We start from the raw sequence: 19,683 nt of genomic DNA, 5'->3' as shown, positions 1-19,683 counted from the left end.
GGGTGAGCACATGCGGGCCGAGGACGTGCTGGGTCGGGTCATCCTGGTCACCGGCAAGGAGGAGTTCCTGGGCGCCCGGACCGTCGAGGACGTCAAGGCGGTCGTGCGGGCGCACGACCCCGAGGCCGAGTTCGCGGATAGCCCGGCCGCCGACCTCACCCTGGCCGCGCTCGGCGAGATGGCCGCGCCGTCGCTGTTCTCCGCGGTCCGCTGCGTCGTGGTCCGGGGCCTGGAGAACCTCCCGGAGGAGTCGGTCGACGGCGTGCTCGGCTACGCCGCGGCGCCGGTCGAGGACGTCGCGCTCGTCCTGGTCCACGGCGGCGGCCAGAAGGGCAGCGGCGTGCTCACCAAGCTGCGCAAGCTGCCGGCGGTGACCGAGCACAAGTCCGAGGAGCTCCGGCCGTCGGACTACCCCGGCTTCGTCGCGGCCGAGGTGCGCCGTGGCGGCGCGAGCATCGAGCGCGAGGCCGCCGACGTCCTCATCGAGGCGATCGGCCGTGACCTGCGCTCACTGGCCGGCGCCGCCCACCAGCTCGCCAACGACTTCCCGGCCGAGCGCATCAGCGAGGCGCAGGTGCGCCGCTACTTCGGCGGCCGCGCGGAGGCGAAGTCCTTCGCGGTGGCCGACGCCGCGTTCGCGGGGCGCGACCGGGTCGCGCTGGAGGAGCTGCGATGGGCGCTCGACTCCGGGACGGCGGCCGTGCTGATCACCTCCGCCTTCGCCGGCAGTGCCCGCGGCCTGGCCCGGCTGGTCGGCGCGCCGCGTGGCATGCGCGACGCCGACCTCGCGCGCGAGGTCGGCGTGCCGCCGTGGAAGCTGCGCTCCCTGCGCGACCAGGCGCGCGGCTGGACCGACGCCGGACTGGCTCGCGCGATCCGCGCCGTCGCGCAGGCCGATGCGGACATCAAGGGTGCCGCCAGCGACGCGTCGTACGCCCTCGAACGCCTGGTGCTGACGGTGACCGCCCTCCGCCAGCGTTGAGTCGTCACTTCGTGACCGTCGAGTCGTCACTTCGTGACCGTCGAGTCGTCACTTCGTGACCGTCGAGTCGTCACTTCGTGACCGTCGAGTCGTCACTTCGTGACCGTCGAGTCGTCCCGTCATGACGGTCGCGTCTCCGCTCGTGCCGCGGAGACGCAAAGAACGGCGGTCGACGACCGCCGTTCTTCGGCAGCTCCACGAGGAGACGGGAGCTCGTTCGTGGCTCAGGACCAGAGCCAGCAGGGTGGTCTCAGAGAGAGGCGGCCTGCTTCGCGATCGACGACTTGCGGTTCGCGGCCTGGTTCTTGTGGATGACGCCCTTCGAGGCGGCCTTGTCGAGCTTCTTGCCGGCCTCGCGGGCCAGGGCGACGGCGTTGTCCTTGTCGCCGGCCTCGGCGGCCTCGCGGAACTTGCGGATCGCGGTCTTCAGGCCCGACTTGACGGCCTTGTTGCGCTCGTGACGCTTCTCGTTCTGCTTGTTGCGCTTGATCTGGCTCTTGATGTTCGCCACGGGGTACTCGCCTCTGTGTCAGGTGGGATGCTGGTTCTGGTCCGGTGCGCGCCTCGGTCGCCGTGCTCCTGACCGCTCCGGCCGGAGGGGCCGACGGGGCAGGTGGGAACGCGGAGACGCGACCAGCAAGGCTAACAGCGGGTCGATCCGGCGCCCAAATCGGGCAGGATGAGCCGCATGCGTGCTCCCTCCCAGCCGCGGTTCCCGCTCGGTGTGCTGTTCGTGCTGCCCACCATCGCCTTCTGGTTCCTGGTCATCAAGGGTGCCACGAGCGGCGACGAGGGCGAGGCCGGCCGGTATGCCGGGATGGCGTTCGCGATCGCGGGGGTCACCGTCGCGGTGTTCGCGTTCTTCAAGGTCCGCCAGGTCCGCGCCCGCAACGCCGACCGGCGCCGGGCGGTCCGCGACGGCGTCCGGACGACGGCGCGGATCGTGCGGACCCGGGTCCGCGGCCATCTCAACCAGGACCCGTACGTCGTGTTCGAGCTGGAGGTCCGGCCCGAGACGGGCGAGCCGTACCGGGTGACGGTCGACGAGCTGGTCTCCCAGCTGGCGATCCCGCGGATCCTGCCGGACACGGTCGTCGACGTGCACGTGCATCCCGACGACGACAGGTTCGTCGTGATCGACCCGGCTGCGCTCGGCCGCGACTGAGAGGCGCTCCGGCGCGCTCTCAGCGCCACCCGCGCCGTTCGCCCAGCCAGTCGTCGACGACATCGCGCTGCCAGGCCTGGGCCGCCCGCAGGTACGGCGACGTGGGCGGCACCGGCAGGTCGGCGCTGGCGGCGAAGTAGCCCAGGACCAGGGCGAGGACGACGTCGACGTGCTCAGCCGGCACGGTGGACAGCAGCGGGTGGGCGGCGATGTGCGCCTCGACGTCGAGGCCGTCGCCGCGCGGACCGATGAGGAGCAGCAGCGAGTCGAGCCAGGCGGCGCCGACGGTCGGCCAGCTCCAGTCGCACAGCAAGGCGCTGCCGTCGGGTCGGAGCAGGATGTTGTCGTCGCGGATGTCCGTGTGCACCAGGGTCCCGCCGGCGACGACCTCGGGGTAGCCCTCGGCCAGGGAGCGGATCTCCCGCGCGCGGGGATGGTCGAGGCGCTCCCACAGCGTGGGCCACGGCGCGAAGTCCTCGACGGCGCTGTCGGCGAGGCCGGTCGGGGCAGGTGTCAGCGTGCGCGCCATCTCCACGGCCATCGACGACGCCGCCGCCAGGTCGTCGGCCCGCCACGGCCGGTGCGGCGCCCGCGCGTCGACGTACTCGATGGCGAGCACGAACCAGTCCGCGACGTCCTCGCTCCACAGCAGCCGTGGAGCCGGTGCGGCGGCCGGCAGGGCCGCCAGCTTGCGTGCCTCCTCACGGTAGGCGTCCGCGACCGCCCGTTGGGCCCGGGTGGCCGCCGCCTTCACGAACGCCTGGGCGCCGTCGGCGCCGGTGAGCGTCGAGGCGAAGCCGGGGGTGAACCCCGCGTCCTGGGAGACGGCGGCGACGACCGGCGAGCCCAGCCGCCGTTCCACCGCGCGACGGACGGGCGGGGGCAGGTGCGCCCAGTCCAGCCGGCGGGCGGTGCGGCCGTGGGGGATGACGGTGGGGAACACGCGGCCCATCATGGCGCCTGCGCCGAAGGCGTCGCGGCCCGCGTCGAGGACCCGCGTACGACGAGGCGGCCGACCGGTCGGTCGGAGTGGTCCGGCGCCGGCCGGTCCTCCAGGCGGGCGACCAGGATCTCGACGGCCCGCCGCGCCAGCTCCTCGGGCTGCAGGTCGATCGACGAGATCGGCGGACGAGCAGACCGCAGGCTCTCGCCGTCGGACCCGGCCACGACGAGGACGTCCTCGGGCACCCGCAGTCCGCTTTCGGCGAGAGCGGAGACGAAGCCCGTCGCGTGGTTGCCGGTGAGGGCGTAGACGCCGTCGGGCGCAGGGCCGTCCTCGAGGAGCAGCGCCGCCGCGCGCCGCCCGCCCTCGTCGTCGAGCTCCTCGGGAACGTGCGCCAGGGACGGGGTCATCCGGCGCCGTCGCGCCCACCGCCGGTAGACCGCGGTCGTGCGCAGGTTCCACTCGTTGCGGTCGGTCCCGGTGACGAGGGCGATCCGGCGCGCGCCGGCGTCCCAGAGGTGGTCGAGGGCCAGCGTGGTGAGCCGGCCGGACTCGATGTCGACGTGGGGCGCCACGCCCGGGCCGTCCGCGGGCCGTCCGGGGATCTCGCCGATGGTGACGAAGGGGATGCCGGCGCGGGTGAGCATGGCGGCCAACGGGTCGTCGACGACCGGCTCGGCGACGATGAAGCCGTCGCTGGCGAGCGCCGCTCCGGCGGCGCGCGGCCCGGTGGGATCGGAGACCAGCATCAGGCCGAGTCCCTCGGCCAGCGAGGCGACGGCGGCGGCGCCGGCGAAGCGGGCGAAGTAGTCGACGTCGAAGAACAGGTCGGGCCGCAGCGCGTCGAGCTGGCGCGCGACGAGCGCGATCACCCCCAGCCGGTTGCGGCGCAGGCCCTGCGCGATCACGTCGGGGCGGTAGCCGAGGTCGTGCGCGGCGGCGCGCACCCGCTGCTGGGTCGTCGGCGCCACCGACCCGTTGCCGCTGAAGGTGTGGGAGACGGTGGTGACCGAGACGCCGGCGCGCGCGGCGACATCGCGGATGGTGGGACGGCGCGTGGTCACGGGGCGAGGCTAGGGTCTGCCAAACCGTTTTGGCCAGATCCGCCCCTGGCCTGGTCCAAATCGTTTTGGCTCTCTAGCGTGACGCCGGACACACACGACCCGCCGACTCCGGTCGGCGGGAGAACGGGGGAGCGATGGCCATCGACCAGACACCGACGCCCGGCGGCCTCGACGGCCCGGCGCGGGTTCTCGAGGAGGTCCTCCCCGGCCGGGTCGAGGCGCACGGGATCGACGTCATCCCCGACGAGGAGCGCCACGGCACCGCCCGCAGCCTCTTCGCCCTGTGGGTCGCCCCGAACGTCAGCTACCTGTCCTTCGTCGTCGGCGGCGTGCTCGTGGTGATGGGGCTCTCGCTCGCGCAGGCCGTCTCCGCCGTCGTCGTCGGCTCGCTCTTCTCGGTCGCCACCGGCATCGTGGCGGTCAGCGGGCCGGTCTCCGGCACGCCCAGCCAGGTCGCGACCCGGACCATGTACGGCGTGCGCGGCAACCGCGTCGCGATCGCCGTCAACGGCTGGTTCGTCTCGGTCTGCTACATCGCGCTGAACTGGATGACCGCGTCGGTGATCGGCTTCGCCCTCGTCGAGCGCCTCGGCCTGGCCGCGACCACCCCGGTCCAGATCGTCGTCGTCGTCGTGATCGCCACCGCGACGACCGTCGTCTCCGTGTACGGCCAGGGGCTGATCATGCGCCTCTACGGTCCGCTCTCCGCCGCCCTGGCCGTGGTCTTCCTCGTGGTGTCGGGCTTCGTGGTGTCCGAGGCGGACCTGTCCTACGCCCCGCCGGTCCCGCTGCACGGCGCGGACCTGTGGATCACCTGGGTCGCGGCGGTCACGCTCATCGCCGCGACGCCGCTGTCCTACACGATCAGCTCCGACTTCGCCCGCTACCTGCCGCGCGCGAGCAGCCCGGTGGCGGTCGCGACCTGGACGGCGCTCGGCAACGCCGTGCCAAACCTCGTCCTCCTCACGGTCGGCGCGCTCGCGGCCACCGTGACCGACCTGTCCGACCCCGAGACCGGACTGGAGGGCATCGTCCCCGGCGTGCTGATCAGCGTGTTCCTGGTGGCGATCATCGTGGGGATCCTCGCCAACAACGCGCTCACGACGTACAGCTCCGGACTGGCGCTGCAGGCCGTCGGCCTGCGGCTCAGCCGGGTGGCGTGCGTCGGGGTGACCGCGCTGGTCGGCGCCGCGATGACCCTCTACGCGCTCTTCGTGTTCGACTTCCTCGACACGGTCAGCAGCGGCCTGGTCCTGCTGGTCACCCTGGTCGGCCCGATCATGGCGATCTACGTGACCGACGTCCTGCTGCGCCGCAACCGGTACGACGGCGCCCTGCTCAGCGCGGACGGCCCCTCCTCGCCGTACTGGTACACCGGGGGCGTCAACCTCGCCGGCGCCATCGCCTGCCTCACCGCCTTCGGGGCGGCCCTGCTGTGCGCCAGCAACGAGGCCTTCATCGGGCCCGTCGCGCGCGCCCTCGGCGGGCTCGACCTCTCGCTGCCCGTCGGCATGCTCGGCGCCGCGGCGCTGTACGCCGGCCTGACCCGACTCCTCTACGGAAGGACCTCCGCATGACCGAGACCCTGCTGCTGCGCGGTGGCCGGATCTTCACGGCCGACCCCACGCGTCCCTGGGCCGAGTCCGTCCTCGTGGCTGGCGGGCGGATCCGGGCGCTCGACGTGGAGGCGCCCGCGGGCGCGCGGGTGGTGGAGCTCGAGGGCGCCTTCGTCCTGCCGGGCTTCGTCGACGCCCACACCCACCTGGTCGAGATGGGCGCCGCCGCGGAGGAGGTCCCGCTCGTCGATGCGGCGGACCTGGCGCAGATCCAGGAACGGGTCGCCGCGGCGGCGGCCGAGGGACGCGAGCGCATCATCGGCAACGGCTGGCTCTACCCGGCGCTCGGGGGGCGGTCGCCCCACCGGGCGCTGCTGGACAGCGTCGCGCCGGACGTACCCGTCTACCTCCAGGCCAACGACCTCCACTCCACGTGGGTCAACTCCGCCGCGCTGCGCGAGCTCGGGATCGACCGGAGCACGCCGGACCCGATCGGCGGGACCATCGAGCGCGACGCCGACGGCGAGGCCAGCGGGCTGCTGAGCGAGATGGCGGCGCTCGGGCTGGCGCGCTCCTTCCTCGCCGCCCAGGTGACCGACGCCGACCGCGACGCCTGGCTGCGAGCGGGGTGCGCGCGCTATCTCGCCGACGGCGTCACGACCGTGGTGGACATGGGGGTGGAGGCGCACGACCTGGCGGCCTTCGAGCGCGCGCTCGGCGCCGACGCCCTGCCGATGCGCGTCGTCGGCCATTGGCTGGTCAAGCCGGCCGCGACCGAGGCCGAGAACCTCGCGCAGGTCGCGGTCGCGGTCGAGCACGCCCGCCGCCTGGCCGGCGACCGGCTCCGCATCACCGGCATCAAGATCATGGCCGACGGCGTCATCGACAGCTGTACGGCGTCGATGGCGCGCCCCTACGCCGACGGCACCAACGCCGCCCCCATCTGGGACCGCGACGCGCTCACGCCCGTGGTCGTGGCGGCGGACGCCGCCGGCCTGCAGATCGCCGTCCACGCCATCGGCGACGAGGCCTCCGCGATCGCGCTCGACGCCTTGGAGGAGGCCATCCGGGTCAACGGCCCCCGGCCCCGCCGGCACCGCATGGAGCACCTGGAGGTCGTCTCCGAGGAGAGCATCGCTCGGCTCGCGCGGCTCGGGGTCGTGGCCTCGATGCAGCCGGTGCACGCCGACCCGGCGATCCAGGAGAACTGGCGCGCCCGGCTCGGGGACGACCGGGTCGAGCGCGGCTACCCGTGGCGTGAGATCACCGATGCAGGTGGCGTGCTGGCCTTCGGCACCGACGCCCCGACGGCGCCGCACCCACCGCTGCCCAACATGTACGTCGCCACGACTCGCCGCTCCGCGCTGGTCGAGGGGCTGCCTGCCAACACCCCGCACCTGGCGGTGCCGCTGGCCGAGGCGCTCACGCACGCCACCCGCGACGCGGCGTACGCCTCGCGGCTCGAGGACCTCGTCGGCACGATCGCACCCGGCCGGGCCGCCGACCTCGTCGTCCTGGCGCGCGACCCGTTCGCCACCGCGCCCGAGGACCTGCTGACCACCGAGGTGCTGCGCACCTTCGTGGCCGGTGTGGAGCAGGAGCGTCCGGCTCAGCGCGCCGCAGGGTCCAGCGTCCTGGTGTAGAGCGCGGCGCCGGCCACGTCGCGCAGCGTCACCGTCAGGCGGCCGGTGCGGCCCTCGACCTCGACCTCGCCGAAGAACTGGAAGCCCTGGGCCGGCGAGGTGTTGGCCGCGGGCGGCGCCGCCACGAAGTCGGCGACCGGTCCGAAGGTGCCGTCGAGAGCGTTGGGGCCGAAGGCGCCGGCGTTGAGCGGGCCCGAGACGAACTCCCAGAACGGGTCGAAGTCCTGGTAGGTGGCGCGGTCGGGGGAGTAGTGGTGGGCGGCGGTGTAGTGGACGTCGGCGGTCAGCCATACGTGGTTGCGGATGCCCGCACGGGAGAGCGCGGTGAGCACCCGGGCGATGTCGATCTCGCGTCCCAGCGGGGCTCCGGGGTCGCCCTGGGCGATGCCCTCCTGCGCCGTGGCGCCGTCCGGTACGACGAGCCCGAGCGGCAGGTCCGCGGCGATCACCTTCCACGTCGCGCGCGACCGCTCGAGCTCCCGGATCAGCCAGCGGGTCTGGACCTCGCCCAGCACCCCGCCGTCGCCGGCGGGCTCGCGGTCGCCGGTGTTCGGGTCCTTGTGCGTGCGCATGTCGAGCACGAACAGGTCCACGTGCTCGCCGAACCGGATCACCCGGTAGACGCGGCCCTCCGGGTCGGGTGAGATCGGCGCGACGGGCAGGTACTCGTGGAATGCCCGGCGGGCCCGGGCGGCCAGGACGTCGACGCGCTTCTCGGTGTAGCGAGGGTCCGCCAGGATCTCCCCGGGATACCAGTTGTTCGTGACCTCGTGGTCGTCCCACTGGCTGACCTGCGAGGTCTCGGCGAGGAACGCTCGCCAGTTGTCGGCCATCAGGTTGTAGCGGTACTGGCCGCGGAACTCGTCGAGGGTCTCGGCCACCTTCGTCTTCTCCGGGATGACCAGGTTCTGCCAGGTCGAGCCGTCCGGGAGGGGGACGCTCGCCTGGACCGGCCCGTCGGCGTACACGTTGTCCCCGCTGCAGAGGAAGAAGTCGGGCCGGCGGGCGCGCATCGCGTCGGCGATCCGGAAGCCGCCGTACGCCGGGTTCACGCCCCAGCCCTGCCCGGCGATGTCGCCCGACCAGAGGAAGCGGACGTCCTGGCCGCGTCCCGGGGCGGTGCGCAGGCGGCCGACGGCGGCCTCGCTGGCCGCGCGGTGGTCGTGCAGGTCGACGGCCCGGATCCGGTAGTGCAGGTCGACGCCGTCGGGCAGGTCGCCGAGGACGATCCGGCCGGTCAGGTCGGTGTCCGGCGTGACCACGGGTCCGCGCACCCGCCGCACGCGCCGGAACGAGGGGTCCCGGCTGATCTCGGCGACGAGCCGCGCCGGCCGGTCCGCCTTGGCCCACAGCACGCCCGAGCCTCGGCCGATGTCGCCTGACTGCACGCCGAGGGGCAGCACCGGCCGGTCGCGGCGGACCAGCAGGGGGGCGGCAGCCGAGCGGCCGGCGAGGAGCGCCGTGCCGCCGGCAGCGAGTCCGGAGAGACCGGCGCCACGCAGCAGCGTGCGTCGGGGCAGGGGAGCGGGCGGGTGCGCCGGGGCCGGGGTCATGCGACCCAACCTGGCGAAGACGGCGAACGCCTGGCCGGCGTCCAGGCGAGTCGATGGTGAACCGGGAGCGAACGGTTGGCGGGCGGTCGCGATGCGGGCTCGAGCGGTCTCGGTGCGGTCCGCTCGGACGTGGGTAGCCTCGCGGGCGTGAACGACCGGCCGCCCCGACAGCGCCTGATCCCGCGCTGGTGGACCGCCGTGGTGCTGCTCCTGCTGGTCGCCGGGGTCCTGGCCGGCGCGGTCATGACGCTCGTCTCCGATGGCGCTCTCGCCTGGTCGGGCGGCGGCCTGCTCGTCGCGAGCATCGCGCTGCTCGTGACGGCGTTCTCGGCGCTCCTCCGGCCCCGGCGCCGGGTGCCGCCGGAGGTCCTGGCCGACGGCACCCGGGTCTTTCGCGCCCCCGCGGTCACCGTGGCGGGTCTGCTCATCGCCTGGGCGATGCTCCTCGTGGTGGCCGCCGTCTGGGCGTGCCAGGTCGTGGCCGACGCCGGCCAGGTCGCGTCGCCCGGCGCCGCCCTGATGTCAGTCGTCGGCGCGGTCGCCTCGCTGCCCGACCTCGCCCGCCTCCTCACGGGGCGGCTGCACCGCTGGACGCTCGCCCTCGGACCGGAAGGGCTGAGCTACCGCGGGTACCGGACCTCGGTGACCGTGCCCTGGCGGGAGGTCACCGGGGCCGCTGTCCAGCCGCGTCATCCCGCCGGGGTCAGGGTCGGCCTGCGGGCCGGCCGGGACCCCCTCGTCGTCCCCATCACCGCGTTCGGCGTCGCGGCCGAGCAGCTGGTCGACGAGGTCCACCGGGCACGCAGGGCGGCCCGGCGGCGCTGAGCCCGGTCGCGGAGGCGGTCTGGATTCAGCGAACCCGAGCCGCTTTGGAAGAATGGGCGGATCATGTCAGCATCCGCCCCGCAGCCGGGCCGCACCGACCCCGCGATCATCCGCAACTTCTGCATCATCGCGCACATCGACCACGGCAAGTCGACCCTCGCCGACCGGATGCTGCAGCTGACGGGCGTCGTCGGCGAGCGCGAGGCCAAGGCGCAGTATCTCGACCGGATGGACATCGAGCGCGAGCGCGGCATCACCATCAAGAGCCAGGCCGTCCGGATGCCGTGGACGGTCACCGCGGACAACGAGGCGGGCGCCGAGCCGGGCACCTACGTCCTCAACATGATCGACACCCCGGGCCACGTGGACTTCACCTACGAGGTGTCCCGGTCGCTGCAGGCGTGCGAGGCGGCGATCCTCCTGGTGGACGCCGCCCAGGGGATCGAGGCCCAGACGCTGGCCAACCTCTACCTCGCCATGGGCGCCGACCTGCACATCATCCCGGTGCTCAACAAGATCGACCTGCCGAGCGCGAACGTCGAGAAGTACGCCACCGAGCTGGCCAACCTCGTCGGCTGCGAGCCCGAGGACGTCCTGCTGACCTCGGCGAAGACCGGTGTCGGCGTCCAGCGGCTGCTCGACGAGATCGTCAGGCAGGTTCCCGCGCCGGTGGGCGACGCCGACGCGCCCGCCCGGGCGCTGATCTTCGACTCCGTGTACGACACCTACCGCGGGGTGGTGACCTATGTCCGGGTCGTCGACGGCTCGCTGAAGCACCGCGACCGGATCAAGATGATGTCGACCGGAGCGGTGCACGAGATGCTCGAGGTCGGCGTGATCAGCCCGGAGCCGATGAAGGCGGCGGAGCTCGGCGTCGGCGAGACCGGCTACCTCATCACCGGGGTGAAGGACGTGCGCCAGTCCCGGGTCGGCGACACCGTCACCAGCCAGCACCACGGGGCCTCCGAGCCGCTCGGCGGCTACGCCCATCCCAACCCGATGGTGTACGCCGGGCTCTACCCGATCGACGGCGACCAGTACCCGGAGCTGCGCGACGCGCTCGAGAAGCTCCAGCTCAACGACGCCTCGCTCACCTACGAGCCGGAGACCTCGGGCGCTCTCGGCTTCGGCTTCCGCTGCGGCTTCCTCGGCCTGCTCCACATGGAGATCACCCGCGAGCGGCTCGAGCGCGAGTTCAACCTCGACCTCATCTCGACCGCCCCGAACGTGGTCTACGAGGTGCACATGGAGGACGGCACCGAGCACGTCGTCACCAACCCGAGCGAGTACCCGGACGGAAAGATCGCCGAGGTCCGCGAGCCGGTCGTGAACGCCACGATCCTCGCGCCCGCCGACTACATCGGCACGATCATGGAGCTGTGCCAGCACAAGCGCGGCACGCTGCTCGGCATGGACTACCTCTCCGAGGACCGCGTCGAGATGCGCTACACGCTGCCGATGGGCGAGATCGCCTTCGACTTCTTCGACCAGCTCAAGTCCAAGACCAAGGGCTACGCCTCGCTCAACTACGAGCGCTCCGGGGACCAGGCGGCCGACCTGGTCAAGGTCGACATCCTGCTGCAGGGCGAGCCGGTCGACGCCTTCTCCGCGATCGTGCACAAGGACGCGGCGTACTCCTACGGCGTGATGATGGCCGGCAAGCTCAAGGAGCTCATCCCGCGCCAGCAGTTCGAGGTGCCGATCCAGGCGGCCATCGGGGCGCGCGTGATCGCCCGGGAGAACATCCGCGCCATCCGCAAGGACGTGCTCGCCAAGTGCTACGGCGGTGACATCACCCGCAAGCGCAAGCTGCTCGAGAAGCAGAAGGAGGGCAAGAAGCGGATGAAGATGGTCGGCCGCGTCGAGGTGCCCCAGGAGGCGTTCGTGGCCGCGCTCTCGACCACCGGCCCGGCGGGCGACAAGCCGAAGAAGTAGTCCGGCGCGCGCTCGCGCCGGACCGGCCTCAGGGCTCCCAGACGGCCGCGTCGTGCGCGAACACGACGCGGCGCGGGTCGAAGGCGAGGATCCGCTCCAGCCACGGGCTCGGGCCGGGCAGCGGGTCCTCGTGGCCCAGCTCGCGCGCGCGGGCGGCCAGCACGTCCGCGGAGAAGGCCGACGCGGTGTCGTGCGCCTGCCCGGCGAGCACGACGGTGCCGTCCTCGCACACGACGGCGAGGGACTGGTGCCCCGCGACGTGACCGGGCGTCGGGACCACGTGCACGCCCGCGGCGATCTCGGCCTCACCGTCGAGCAGCTCGTAGCGAGCGCCGGCGAAGTCGACCAGGGGCGCCACGGTGTAGTCCGCGTCGCCGCGGGCCGTCGCCAGCTCGGTGCGCTGCGCGACGATCGGCGTCCCCGGGAAGCGCGGGTTCCCCCCGATGTGGTCGAAGTGCAGGTGGCAGTTCGCCACGACGGCGACGTCCGCAGGGTCGAGGCCGACGCTGTGCAGCGCCGCCTCGACGGGGACCCGGCGCGGCCGGTACCAGGCGTCCACCTCCGGCCCGGCCTCGCCCAGCCCGGTGTCGAGCAGCAGCACGCCGGTCGCCGTGCGGACGACGTAGCCGTACACCGCCTCCACCCGTGGCCGACCCGTCCCCGTCTCCTCGGCCGGACGCACGAAGGTCCCGAGGTCGACCCGCCGCACGTCGTCGATGCGCATGCCTCCACGCTAGCCGTCACCGCCGGCGTCCTACGGTGAGGTGGTGGCCCCGACGATCCCGGCTGAGCTCGACCGTCAGCGCGCGCTCGGCCCGGAGTGGGCAGCCTGGCTGGACCGGCTCCCCGGCCTCACGCGGTCGGTGCTCGACGCATGGGAGCTGACCCCCGAGGGCGATGCCTGGCACGGCTTCTGCTCGCTCGTCCTCCCCGTGCGGGGCAGCGACGGCACGCCCGCCGCCCTGAAGATCGGTCTCCCCGACGACGAGTCGGAGCACGAGCACCTGGCTCTGGGGCGCTGGGCCGGCCGCGGCGCCGTGCGGCTGCTGCGGGCCGACCCCGGCCGCCGGGCCCTGCTCCTCGAGCGGCTCGACCGCGTCGACCTGACCGAGACCTGGGACGTCGAGGCGTGCGAGATCGTCGCGCAGCGCTACGCCGACCTGCACGTGCCGCCGATGCCGCAGCTGCGCACGCAGGCGTCGTACGTCGAGCGCTGGGCGCAGGCGCTGGCCCGCGACGCCCGGGAGGTGCCGATCCCGCGGCGGCTCGTCGAGCAGGCGCTCTCCTCGGCCCGTGAGCTGCTCGCCGAGCCCGCGACCGCCGTCGTCCACGCCGACCTGCACTACGGCAACGTGCTCCGGGGCCGCCGCGACGACGAGGACACGTGGCTGGTCATCGACCCCAAGCCCGCCAACGGCGACCCGCACTACGAGCTCGAGCCGATGCTGCGCGACCGCTTCGAGGAGTACTCCGCGCCGGGGGCGCTCGGCTCGGTCCGGGACGGGATCCGGCGCCGCTTCCACACGCTGGTCGACACGGCGGGCTTCGAGGAGGAGCGCGCCCGCGACTGGGTCGTGGTGCGGTCGGTGCTCAACGCGCACTGGGCCCACGAGGACGCCGTCCGCGCCGGCCGGCCGCTCGACGCCGCCGAGCGCGAGCACGTCACCGCGTGCATCACGGTCGCGAAGGCCGTGCAGGACTAGGAAATCCGCAGGCCCGGCGGCGCCCGCGACGGTAGCCTCGCGCCATGCAGTTCGTGCGCACCATCAGTGTCGGCCGGCCCCGGGCCAAGGAGTGGGCGGCCCTCGGCAGGACGTCGATCGACAAGCGCCCCGTGGCCGGCCCGGTCGCCGTCCACGCCCTCGGCATCGAGGGCGACGAGGTCTCCGACACCCGCCACCACGGCGGCCCCGACCAGGCCGTCTACGCCTACGCCCGCGAGGACCTCGACTTCTGGGAGGCCGAGCTCGGCGTCGCGATCCGCGACGGCCAGTTCGGCGAGAACCTCACCACGGAGGGCATCGACCTCAACGCGCTGGAGATCGGCACCCGGCTGCGGATCGGGGAGCCCGGCGTCGGCGTGCTGCTCGAGGCGGTCTACGTGCGCACCCCCTGCAACGACTTCAAGGGCTGGATGGGGGAGAGCGGGTTCGACCCGCGCGCCTGGGTCAAGCGGTTCGCTGCTGCGGCCCGGCCCGGTCCCTACCTGCGCGTGCTGGAGACGGGGACCATCGCTCCGGGCGACGCGGTCACCCTCACGCACCGGCCGGGGCACGGGGTGACGGTCCGCGACATGTTCGTCGCGCTGAACACCGACCGGAGCCGGCTGCCGGAGCTGCTCGTGGTCGACGGGCTGCTGCCCAAGGTGCGGGCCAAGGCCGAGGATTTCGTCCAGAGGTCGGCCCGTTCGCTACCCCCGGCCGAGCCTGTGGCTTAGGTTACTGCTCAGTTACCCGCGGTCGCCGTGTCGCGGGTAGGTCGGTCTCGGACGAGCAGACGCAGGGAGCGCCATGCCCATCAACCACGACACGAGTTTCCTCGAGCACATGCCGAAGAACTGCGCGGTGCAGTTCCTCGAGCGCGTCGAGAAGAGCGCGGACCGGGAGGCCTTCCGGTTCCCGCGCGGCGACGCCTGGGAGTCGGTGACCTGGCGCCAGGCCGGCCACCGGGTCCGTCGCCTCGCGGCCGGGCTGCTGGCCCTCGGGCTCGAGTCCGAGCAGCGGGTCGGCATCGCCTCCTCCACCCGCTACGAGTGGATCCTCGCCGACCTCGCGATCATGTGCGCGGGCGGTGCGACCACGACCGTCTACCCGTCCACGGGCGGCGACGACACGGCGTACATCCTCAGCGACTCCGAGTGCCGCATCGTGTTCGCCGAGGACGAGGCCCAGCTCGCGAAGCTGCGCGACCACCAGGGCGAGCTCCCCGCCCTGACGAAGGTCGTCAGCTTCGACGAGAGTCTCGCCGGCGGCGCCGATGGGGACTGGGTGATCTCGCTCGACCAGCTCGCAGAGCTCGGTGACGCCCACCTGGCGGCCGACCCCGAAGCCGTCGACCGCGTCGCCGAGGGCATCGAGCCCGAGCACCTCGCGACCCTGATCTACACCTCCGGCACCACTGGCAAGCCCAAGGGCGTGCGCACGCTCCACCGGGCGTGGGTGTTCGAGGGCGAGGCGATCAAGGCCCAGGACATCCTCCACGAGGACGACCTGCAGTTCCTGTGGCTGCCGATGGCGCACTCGTTCGGCAAGGTCCTCCTCTCCACCCAGCTGGCCTGCGGCTTCGCGACCGCGATCGACGGCCGCGTCGACAAGATCGTCGACAACCTCGGCGTGGTGAAGCCGACCTTCATGGGCGCCGCGCCGCGGATCTTCGAGAAGGCCCACGCCCGGATCGTCACCATGCAGGCCGCGGAGGGTGGAGCCAAGGAGAAGATCTTCCTCAAGGCGTTCGAGGTCGGCCGCAAGGTCGACGAGCTCACGCTCGCCGGCAAGTCCGTGCCGCTGCCCCTCCGGATCCAGCACCGGCTCTTCGACAAGCTGGTGTTCAGCAAGGTCCGCGAGCGCTTCGGTGGCCGGGTGAAGTTCTTCATCTCCGGCTCGGCGGCGCTCAACGCCGACATCGCCGCGTGGTTCCACGCCGCCGGCATCCTCATCCTCGAGGGCTACGGCATGACCGAGAACGCCGCCGGCGCGACGGTCAACCACCCCGACGCGTACAAGCTCGGCACCGTCGGGCAGCCCTTCCCCGGCACCGAGGTGCGGATCGGGGACGGCGGCGAGGTCCAGCTCAAGGGCCCGCACGTGATGGCCGGCTACCACAACCGACCCGAGGCGACCGGCGACGCGATCACCCCCGACGGCTGGCTGCGCACCGGCGACAAGGGCGAGCTCGACGCCGACGGCTTCCTCAAGATCACCGGCCGGATCAAGGAGCTCTTCAAGACCTCCGGCGGCAAGTACATCGCCCCGCCGGCGATCGAGGCCAAGTTCAAGGCGATCTGCCCCTACGTCAGCCAGTTCATGGTCTTCGGCGCCGAGCGCAACTTCGTGTCCGCCCTGATCACCCTCGACCCCGACGCCATCGCCGGCTGGGCCGCGGAGAACGGCAAGGAGGGCAAGGACTACACCGCCCTCGTCAACGACGACGCCGTGCAGGCGATGGTGGGGGAGTACGTCGACCAGCTGAACACCCAGCTCAACCGCTGGGAGACGATCAAGAAGTGGAAGCTGCTCGACCACGACCTGAGCATCGAGTCCGGCGAGCTGACGCCGTCGCTGAAGGTGAAGCGGAACGTGGTCGAGGCGAACAACGCGGATCTGATCGCGAGCTTCTACGGCTGAGCGGGAAAAGACAGTTTCACCGGCCGGCCGGTGAAACTCACGCTTGGACGATGAAGTTTCATCGTCCAAGCGTGAGTTTTCTCGTCCAACCCCCGACGGTTTCTCCGGCCAGGCGCCTGCTGGGACACTGGGGCGGTGCCGTCCGCGCTGCCTGAAGGCGATCCCGTCCCGCCCGACGGCTCGCTCCCGCCCGAGGCGCTCGCCGAGGCCGGGCGCCGACCGTTCGGCTTCTACGTCCACGTCCCGTTCTGCCGGGCGCGCTGCGGTTACTGCGACTTCAACACCTACACCGCCGAGGAGCTCGGGCCCGGCGTCTCCCGGGCGTCGTACGCCGACCAGGCCGTCGCTGAGGTCCGGCTCGCCCGGCGCGTGCTGGGTGAGCGCGACCTGCCGGTCGGCACGGTCTTCCTCGGCGGCGGGACGCCCACCCTCCTGCCGCCGGAGGACCTCGGCCGGATCCTGCAGGCGATCGACCAGGAGTTCGGCCTGGCTCCGGGGGCCGAGGTCACCACGGAGGCCAACCCCGACTCGGTGGACCGCGGCTATCTCGAGCGGCTCCGCGCGGCCGGCTACAACCGGGTCTCGCTCGGCGTGCAGTCGGCGGTGCCGCACGTGCTCGCGGTGCTCGACCGGACCCACGACCCGCGGCGGGTGGCGGGCGTGGTTGAGGCCGCCCGGGCGGCGGGCTTCGCGCCCGCGGACGCTGGAAGCCTCAGCCTGGACCTGATCTACGGCACGCCGGGGGAGAGCGCCGCGGACTGGGAGGACACGCTGGACGCAGCGCTCGCGTGCGCGCCCGACCACGTCTCGGCGTACGCGCTGATCGTCGAGGACGGCACCGCGCTCGCCCGCCGCGTTCGCCGCGGCGAGCTGCCGATGCCCGACGACGACGACCTCGCGGACAAGTACGTCCAGGCCGAGGAGCGGCTGGTGGCGGCCGGGCTCGGCTGGTACGAGGTCTCGAACTGGTCGCGCGACGACGACTCCCGGTGCCGGCACAACCTGGGCTACTGGGCGGGGGACGACTGGTGGGGGATCGGGCCGGGCGCGCACTCGCACGTCGGCGGCGTGCGGTGGTGGAACGTCAAGCATCCCGTCGCGTACGCCGCCCGGCTGGCCGAGGGCGTCACGCCCGCGCACGCGCGGGAGCTGCTCGACGAGGAGACCCGCCGCGTGGAGCGCGTCCTCCTCGAGGTCCGGCTGCGCTCGGGGCTCCCGGTCGACGTCCTGGACGAGACGGGCCGGGCGGCGCTGCCCGGCCTGCTCGCCGACGGACTCGTGGAGGACCGCGCGGACCGGGTCGTCCTGACCCTGCGCGGCCGCCTGCTCGCCGACGGCGTGGTGCACCGCCTCCTGGCCTGAACCTGCACTAAATCTAGTGTTACACTCGACTTTATGCAGAAGTCGGGACCCGTCATCGGGTATGTGCCTGGTGCCTTCGACCTGTTCCACGTCGGGCACCTCAACGCGCTGCGCCAGGCGCGGCAGTGGTGCGACGTCCTCGTCGCCGGCGTGGTCGCCGACGAGGTGTGCCTCGCGACCAAGGGCGTGCTGCCGACCGTCCCGCTGAGCGAGCGGCTCGAGATCGTCGAGGCGATCGGCATCGTGGACGCCGTCTACGCCGAGAGCACGGCCGACAAGACCGACTCCTGGCGCGACGTCGGCTTCCACCGGATCTTCAAGGGCGACGACTGGCAGGGCACCGCGAAGGGCCGCCGGCTCGAGGAGCAGATGGCCGCCCTCGGCGTCGAGGTCACCTACTTCCCGTACACCCTGCAGACCTCCTCCACTGCCTTGCGCAAGGCGCTCGCCCATCGCGGAGCGTCGTGAGCATCGCGAGCGTCGCACGGGTGGAGGTCTCCGACGAGGGTCTCCTCGTGCCGCCCGGTGAGCGTCCGCTGGTGGTCGAGATCGACGGCCACTACGTCTGGTCGCTGACGCCGCGCCGCGACGGGCGTCCGGTGCCGGGCGGCGTCCACGTGCCCTGGCCGGCGGTGCTGCGGCCGCACCTGAGCGGCCGCGGTCGTGTCCGGGTGGCCGACGCCGCCGGCGACGCCGTGCTGTACGACGGGGAGGTCCGCCTCGGCGCGGGGGAGGGCCCGCTGGCCGTGGTCGACGCGGCCGGTCACCGGCTCAGCGTCGACAAGGTCGGCCACCTCGCCCGCTCGTTCGCCGCGACCGACGAGGCGGTGCGCGAGGAGATCCTGGCCGGCACCCGCCGCGCGATCGACGACCTGCAGGAGCACGCCGGCGTCGCGGCGTACCTCAACTACGGAGCCCTGCTCGGTGCGGTCCGCGAGGGCCGGATGCTCGCGCACGACTCCGACACCGACCTGTGCTACCTGTCCGAGCACGCCTCGCCGGCCGACATCGTCACCGAGTCCTACCGGATCACCCGCGCGATGCGCGCCCGCGGCTGGCGCGTGCTGCGGATGTCCGGCGGCGACGTGAAGCTGCTGCTGCCGCTGTCCGACGGCCGGTCCTGCCACATCGACGTCTTCGCCGCCTTCCACGTCGGCGACACCTTCTTCCAGCTGGGCAACCGCAGCGGCCGGCTGCCGCGCGAGGCGATCGAGCCGTTCTCCACGATCACCCTGCACGGGCACGCCTTCCCGGCCCCGCGTGACCCGGAGGCGATGCTCGCCTTCCTCTACGGGCCGCAGTGGCGCATCCCCGACCCGTCCTTCAAGTACGCCGACCCGGCCGCCGGCGTGCGCCGCCTGGACGGATGGCTCCGCGGCTTCCGCACCGAGATGGGCCGCTGGACCGAGTTCCACGACGGTCCGCGCCGCTCGGCCGTGCCCCGGACCCCGTCGTCCTTCGCCCGGTGGGTCGCCCCGCAGCTCGGCGACCTGCCCGTCGTCGACCTCGGAGCCGGCACGGGCCGCGACGCGCTGTGGCTGGCCGCCGGGGGCCGTCGGGTCACCGCCCTCGACTTTTCCCGCGGCAGCCTCGGGGTCCTGCGCCGACGGGCCCGGCGCGCCGAGATGGCGCTGCAGGTGGACCAGCTGATCCTCGGCGAGCTGCGCTCCACGCTCCTCCACGGCACCCGGCTGGCGCGCGACCCGCACCACCTCTACGCGCGCCACCTCGTCGGCTGCCTCGACGCCGCCGCGCTGGACCAGCTGTGGATCCTCGCCCGGATGGCCCTGCGCCCCGGCGGCGGACGGCTCTTCCTCGAGCTCGCCGTCGGTGAGCCGGACCCGCGCGACGGCCTGGTCCGTCGTACGCCGCTCGACCTCGTCCGCCACGGCATCGAGGCCGCGGGCGGCGTCGTCGAGCACCTCACCGTCGGACCCGGCGAGGACATGTTCGACCTGCCCGACCCGGCCGTGGGCCGGATCCGCGCCGCGTGGCCGGCGCCCGACACCCAGGAGTCCCGATGAGCACCACCGACCTGGCCCGCCGGGCCCGCCAGCGGATCCGGGAGCGCGCCGGCCTGCGCGAGCGGGTGCGCGCCCTCGAGGAGGAGGTGCAGGAGAACCGGCAGCTCAACCGCCGCATCGCCGAGCTCACCGACGTCGTCGCCGAGCTGCTGCTGCCCCTGCAGGCCCAGGACCGCCAGCGGGTCGACGACGTCCTCGACCGCTTCCGCGCGGGGCTCTGACGCCCGCCGATTGGTCACAGACCGCACGCCACCGGCCCGAAATGTCGCGGTTTGGTCCCAAACCGCA

General features: G+C 73.1%; 18 protein-coding genes. 13 read left to right on the top strand and 5 right to left on the bottom strand.

The features are described 5' to 3' along the window. Positions 1–10: 10 nt before the first annotated feature. On the top strand, positions 11–982 hold the full coding sequence (gene holA / locus ACJ5H2_RS14105) for a DNA polymerase III subunit delta (protein WP_408896039.1): 972 nt from the start codon (positions 11–13) through the stop codon (positions 980–982). Positions 983–1,232: 250 nt separating this feature from the next. On the opposite strand, the gene rpsT is transcribed toward holA, so the two are convergent. Further along, positions 1,233–1,493 (bottom strand): 30S ribosomal protein S20, encoded by a 261-nt coding sequence (rpsT, locus tag ACJ5H2_RS14100; RefSeq protein WP_282404124.1) that lies wholly within the window; start codon positions 1,491–1,493, stop codon positions 1,233–1,235. Positions 1,494–1,670: 177 nt separating this feature from the next. On the opposite strand from rpsT, the gene ACJ5H2_RS14095 reads away from it, so the two are divergent. Continuing rightward, on the top strand, positions 1,671–2,147 hold the full coding sequence (locus ACJ5H2_RS14095; protein ID WP_408896038.1) for a hypothetical protein: 477 nt from the start codon (positions 1,671–1,673) through the stop codon (positions 2,145–2,147). Between the two features lie 19 nt (positions 2,148–2,166). Here the strand turns inward: ACJ5H2_RS14095 and ACJ5H2_RS14090 are convergent, their stop codons facing one another. Together ACJ5H2_RS14090 and ACJ5H2_RS14085 are read right to left on the bottom strand one after the other, a co-directional pair. Beyond that, a complete protein-coding gene (locus tag ACJ5H2_RS14090; protein ID WP_408896037.1) occupies positions 2,167–3,090 on the bottom strand; it encodes a hypothetical protein in 924 nt (307 codons plus the stop codon). An 8-nt stretch (positions 3,091–3,098) separates the two neighbouring features. Next, on the bottom strand, positions 3,099–4,154 hold the full coding sequence (locus tag ACJ5H2_RS14085; RefSeq protein WP_408896036.1) for a LacI family DNA-binding transcriptional regulator: 1,056 nt from the start codon (positions 4,152–4,154) through the stop codon (positions 3,099–3,101). Positions 4,155–4,288: 134 nt separating this feature from the next. Here ACJ5H2_RS14085 and ACJ5H2_RS14080 point away from each other — a divergent pair, with 134 nt between their 5' ends. Next, positions 4,289–5,731, top strand: coding sequence for a purine-cytosine permease family protein (locus ACJ5H2_RS14080; RefSeq protein WP_408896035.1), 1,443 nt, complete (start codon positions 4,289–4,291; stop codon positions 5,729–5,731). Then, positions 5,728–7,353 carry an amidohydrolase gene (locus ACJ5H2_RS14075; RefSeq protein WP_408896034.1) on the top strand — a complete coding sequence of 542 codons (1,626 nt, stop codon included), beginning with the start codon at positions 5,728–5,730 and terminating at the stop codon, positions 7,351–7,353. Before ACJ5H2_RS14080 ends, ACJ5H2_RS14075 begins: the two co-directional genes overlap by 4 nt. Here the strand turns inward: ACJ5H2_RS14075 and ACJ5H2_RS14070 are convergent. After that, positions 7,320–8,906 (bottom strand): alkaline phosphatase D family protein, encoded by a 1,587-nt coding sequence (locus ACJ5H2_RS14070; protein ID WP_408896033.1) that lies wholly within the window; start codon positions 8,904–8,906, stop codon positions 7,320–7,322. The genes ACJ5H2_RS14075 and ACJ5H2_RS14070 overlap by 34 nt on opposite strands. Positions 8,907–9,053: 147 nt before the next feature. Between ACJ5H2_RS14070 and ACJ5H2_RS14065 the strand changes: the two genes are divergently transcribed. Further along, positions 9,054–9,731, top strand: a complete 678-nt coding sequence (locus tag ACJ5H2_RS14065) for a hypothetical protein (RefSeq protein WP_408896032.1) — start codon at positions 9,054–9,056, stop codon at positions 9,729–9,731. Between the two features lie 63 nt (positions 9,732–9,794). Continuing rightward, positions 9,795–11,666, top strand: a complete 1,872-nt coding sequence (gene lepA, locus ACJ5H2_RS14060) for a translation elongation factor 4 (RefSeq protein WP_408896031.1) — start codon at positions 9,795–9,797, stop codon at positions 11,664–11,666. A 28-nt stretch (positions 11,667–11,694) separates the two neighbouring features. Here lepA and ACJ5H2_RS14055 read toward each other — a convergent pair whose 3' ends face one another. Continuing rightward, complete coding sequence (locus tag ACJ5H2_RS14055) at positions 11,695–12,390, bottom strand: MBL fold metallo-hydrolase (protein ID WP_408896030.1); 696 nt, start codon at positions 12,388–12,390, stop codon at positions 11,695–11,697. Positions 12,391–12,433: 43 nt separating this feature from the next. Here ACJ5H2_RS14055 and ACJ5H2_RS14050 point away from each other — a divergent pair, with 43 nt between their 5' ends. The 7 genes from ACJ5H2_RS14050 to ACJ5H2_RS14020 all read left to right on the top strand — a co-directional run bounded on the left by ACJ5H2_RS14050 (position 12,434) and on the right by ACJ5H2_RS14020 (position 19,616). Then, the gene (locus tag ACJ5H2_RS14050) at positions 12,434–13,369 is read left to right on the top strand and encodes an aminoglycoside phosphotransferase family protein (RefSeq protein ID WP_408896029.1); all 936 of its coding nucleotides are present in this window, start codon (positions 12,434–12,436) and stop codon (positions 13,367–13,369) included. Positions 13,370–13,413: 44 nt separating this feature from the next. Then, positions 13,414–14,103, top strand: coding sequence for an MOSC domain-containing protein (locus ACJ5H2_RS14045; RefSeq protein ID WP_408896028.1), 690 nt, complete (start codon positions 13,414–13,416; stop codon positions 14,101–14,103). Positions 14,104–14,176: 73 nt separating this feature from the next. Further along, on the top strand, positions 14,177–16,009 hold the full coding sequence (locus tag ACJ5H2_RS14040) for an AMP-dependent synthetase/ligase (protein WP_408896027.1): 1,833 nt from the start codon (positions 14,177–14,179) through the stop codon (positions 16,007–16,009). Between the two features lie 135 nt (positions 16,010–16,144). Next, on the top strand, positions 16,145–17,371 hold the full coding sequence (gene hemW / locus ACJ5H2_RS14035) for a radical SAM family heme chaperone HemW (RefSeq protein WP_408896026.1): 1,227 nt from the start codon (positions 16,145–16,147) through the stop codon (positions 17,369–17,371). A 33-nt stretch (positions 17,372–17,404) separates the two neighbouring features. Further along, positions 17,405–17,839, top strand: coding sequence for an adenylyltransferase/cytidyltransferase family protein (locus tag ACJ5H2_RS14030; RefSeq protein WP_408896025.1), 435 nt, complete (start codon positions 17,405–17,407; stop codon positions 17,837–17,839). Beyond that, complete coding sequence (locus ACJ5H2_RS14025) at positions 17,836–19,395, top strand: class I SAM-dependent methyltransferase (RefSeq protein ID WP_408896024.1); 1,560 nt, start codon at positions 17,836–17,838, stop codon at positions 19,393–19,395. Before ACJ5H2_RS14030 ends, ACJ5H2_RS14025 begins: the two co-directional genes overlap by 4 nt. Continuing rightward, positions 19,392–19,616, top strand: coding sequence for a DUF6752 domain-containing protein (locus ACJ5H2_RS14020; RefSeq protein ID WP_408896023.1), 225 nt, complete (start codon positions 19,392–19,394; stop codon positions 19,614–19,616). Before ACJ5H2_RS14025 ends, ACJ5H2_RS14020 begins: the two co-directional genes overlap by 4 nt. Positions 19,617–19,683 lie beyond the last annotated feature (67 nt).

The organism is Nocardioides pymetrozini, from assembly GCF_046058985.1.
Lineage (GTDB): Bacteria > Actinomycetota > Actinomycetes > Propionibacteriales > Nocardioidaceae > Nocardioides.
This window is presented reverse-complemented; position numbering and strand designations above follow the sequence as displayed.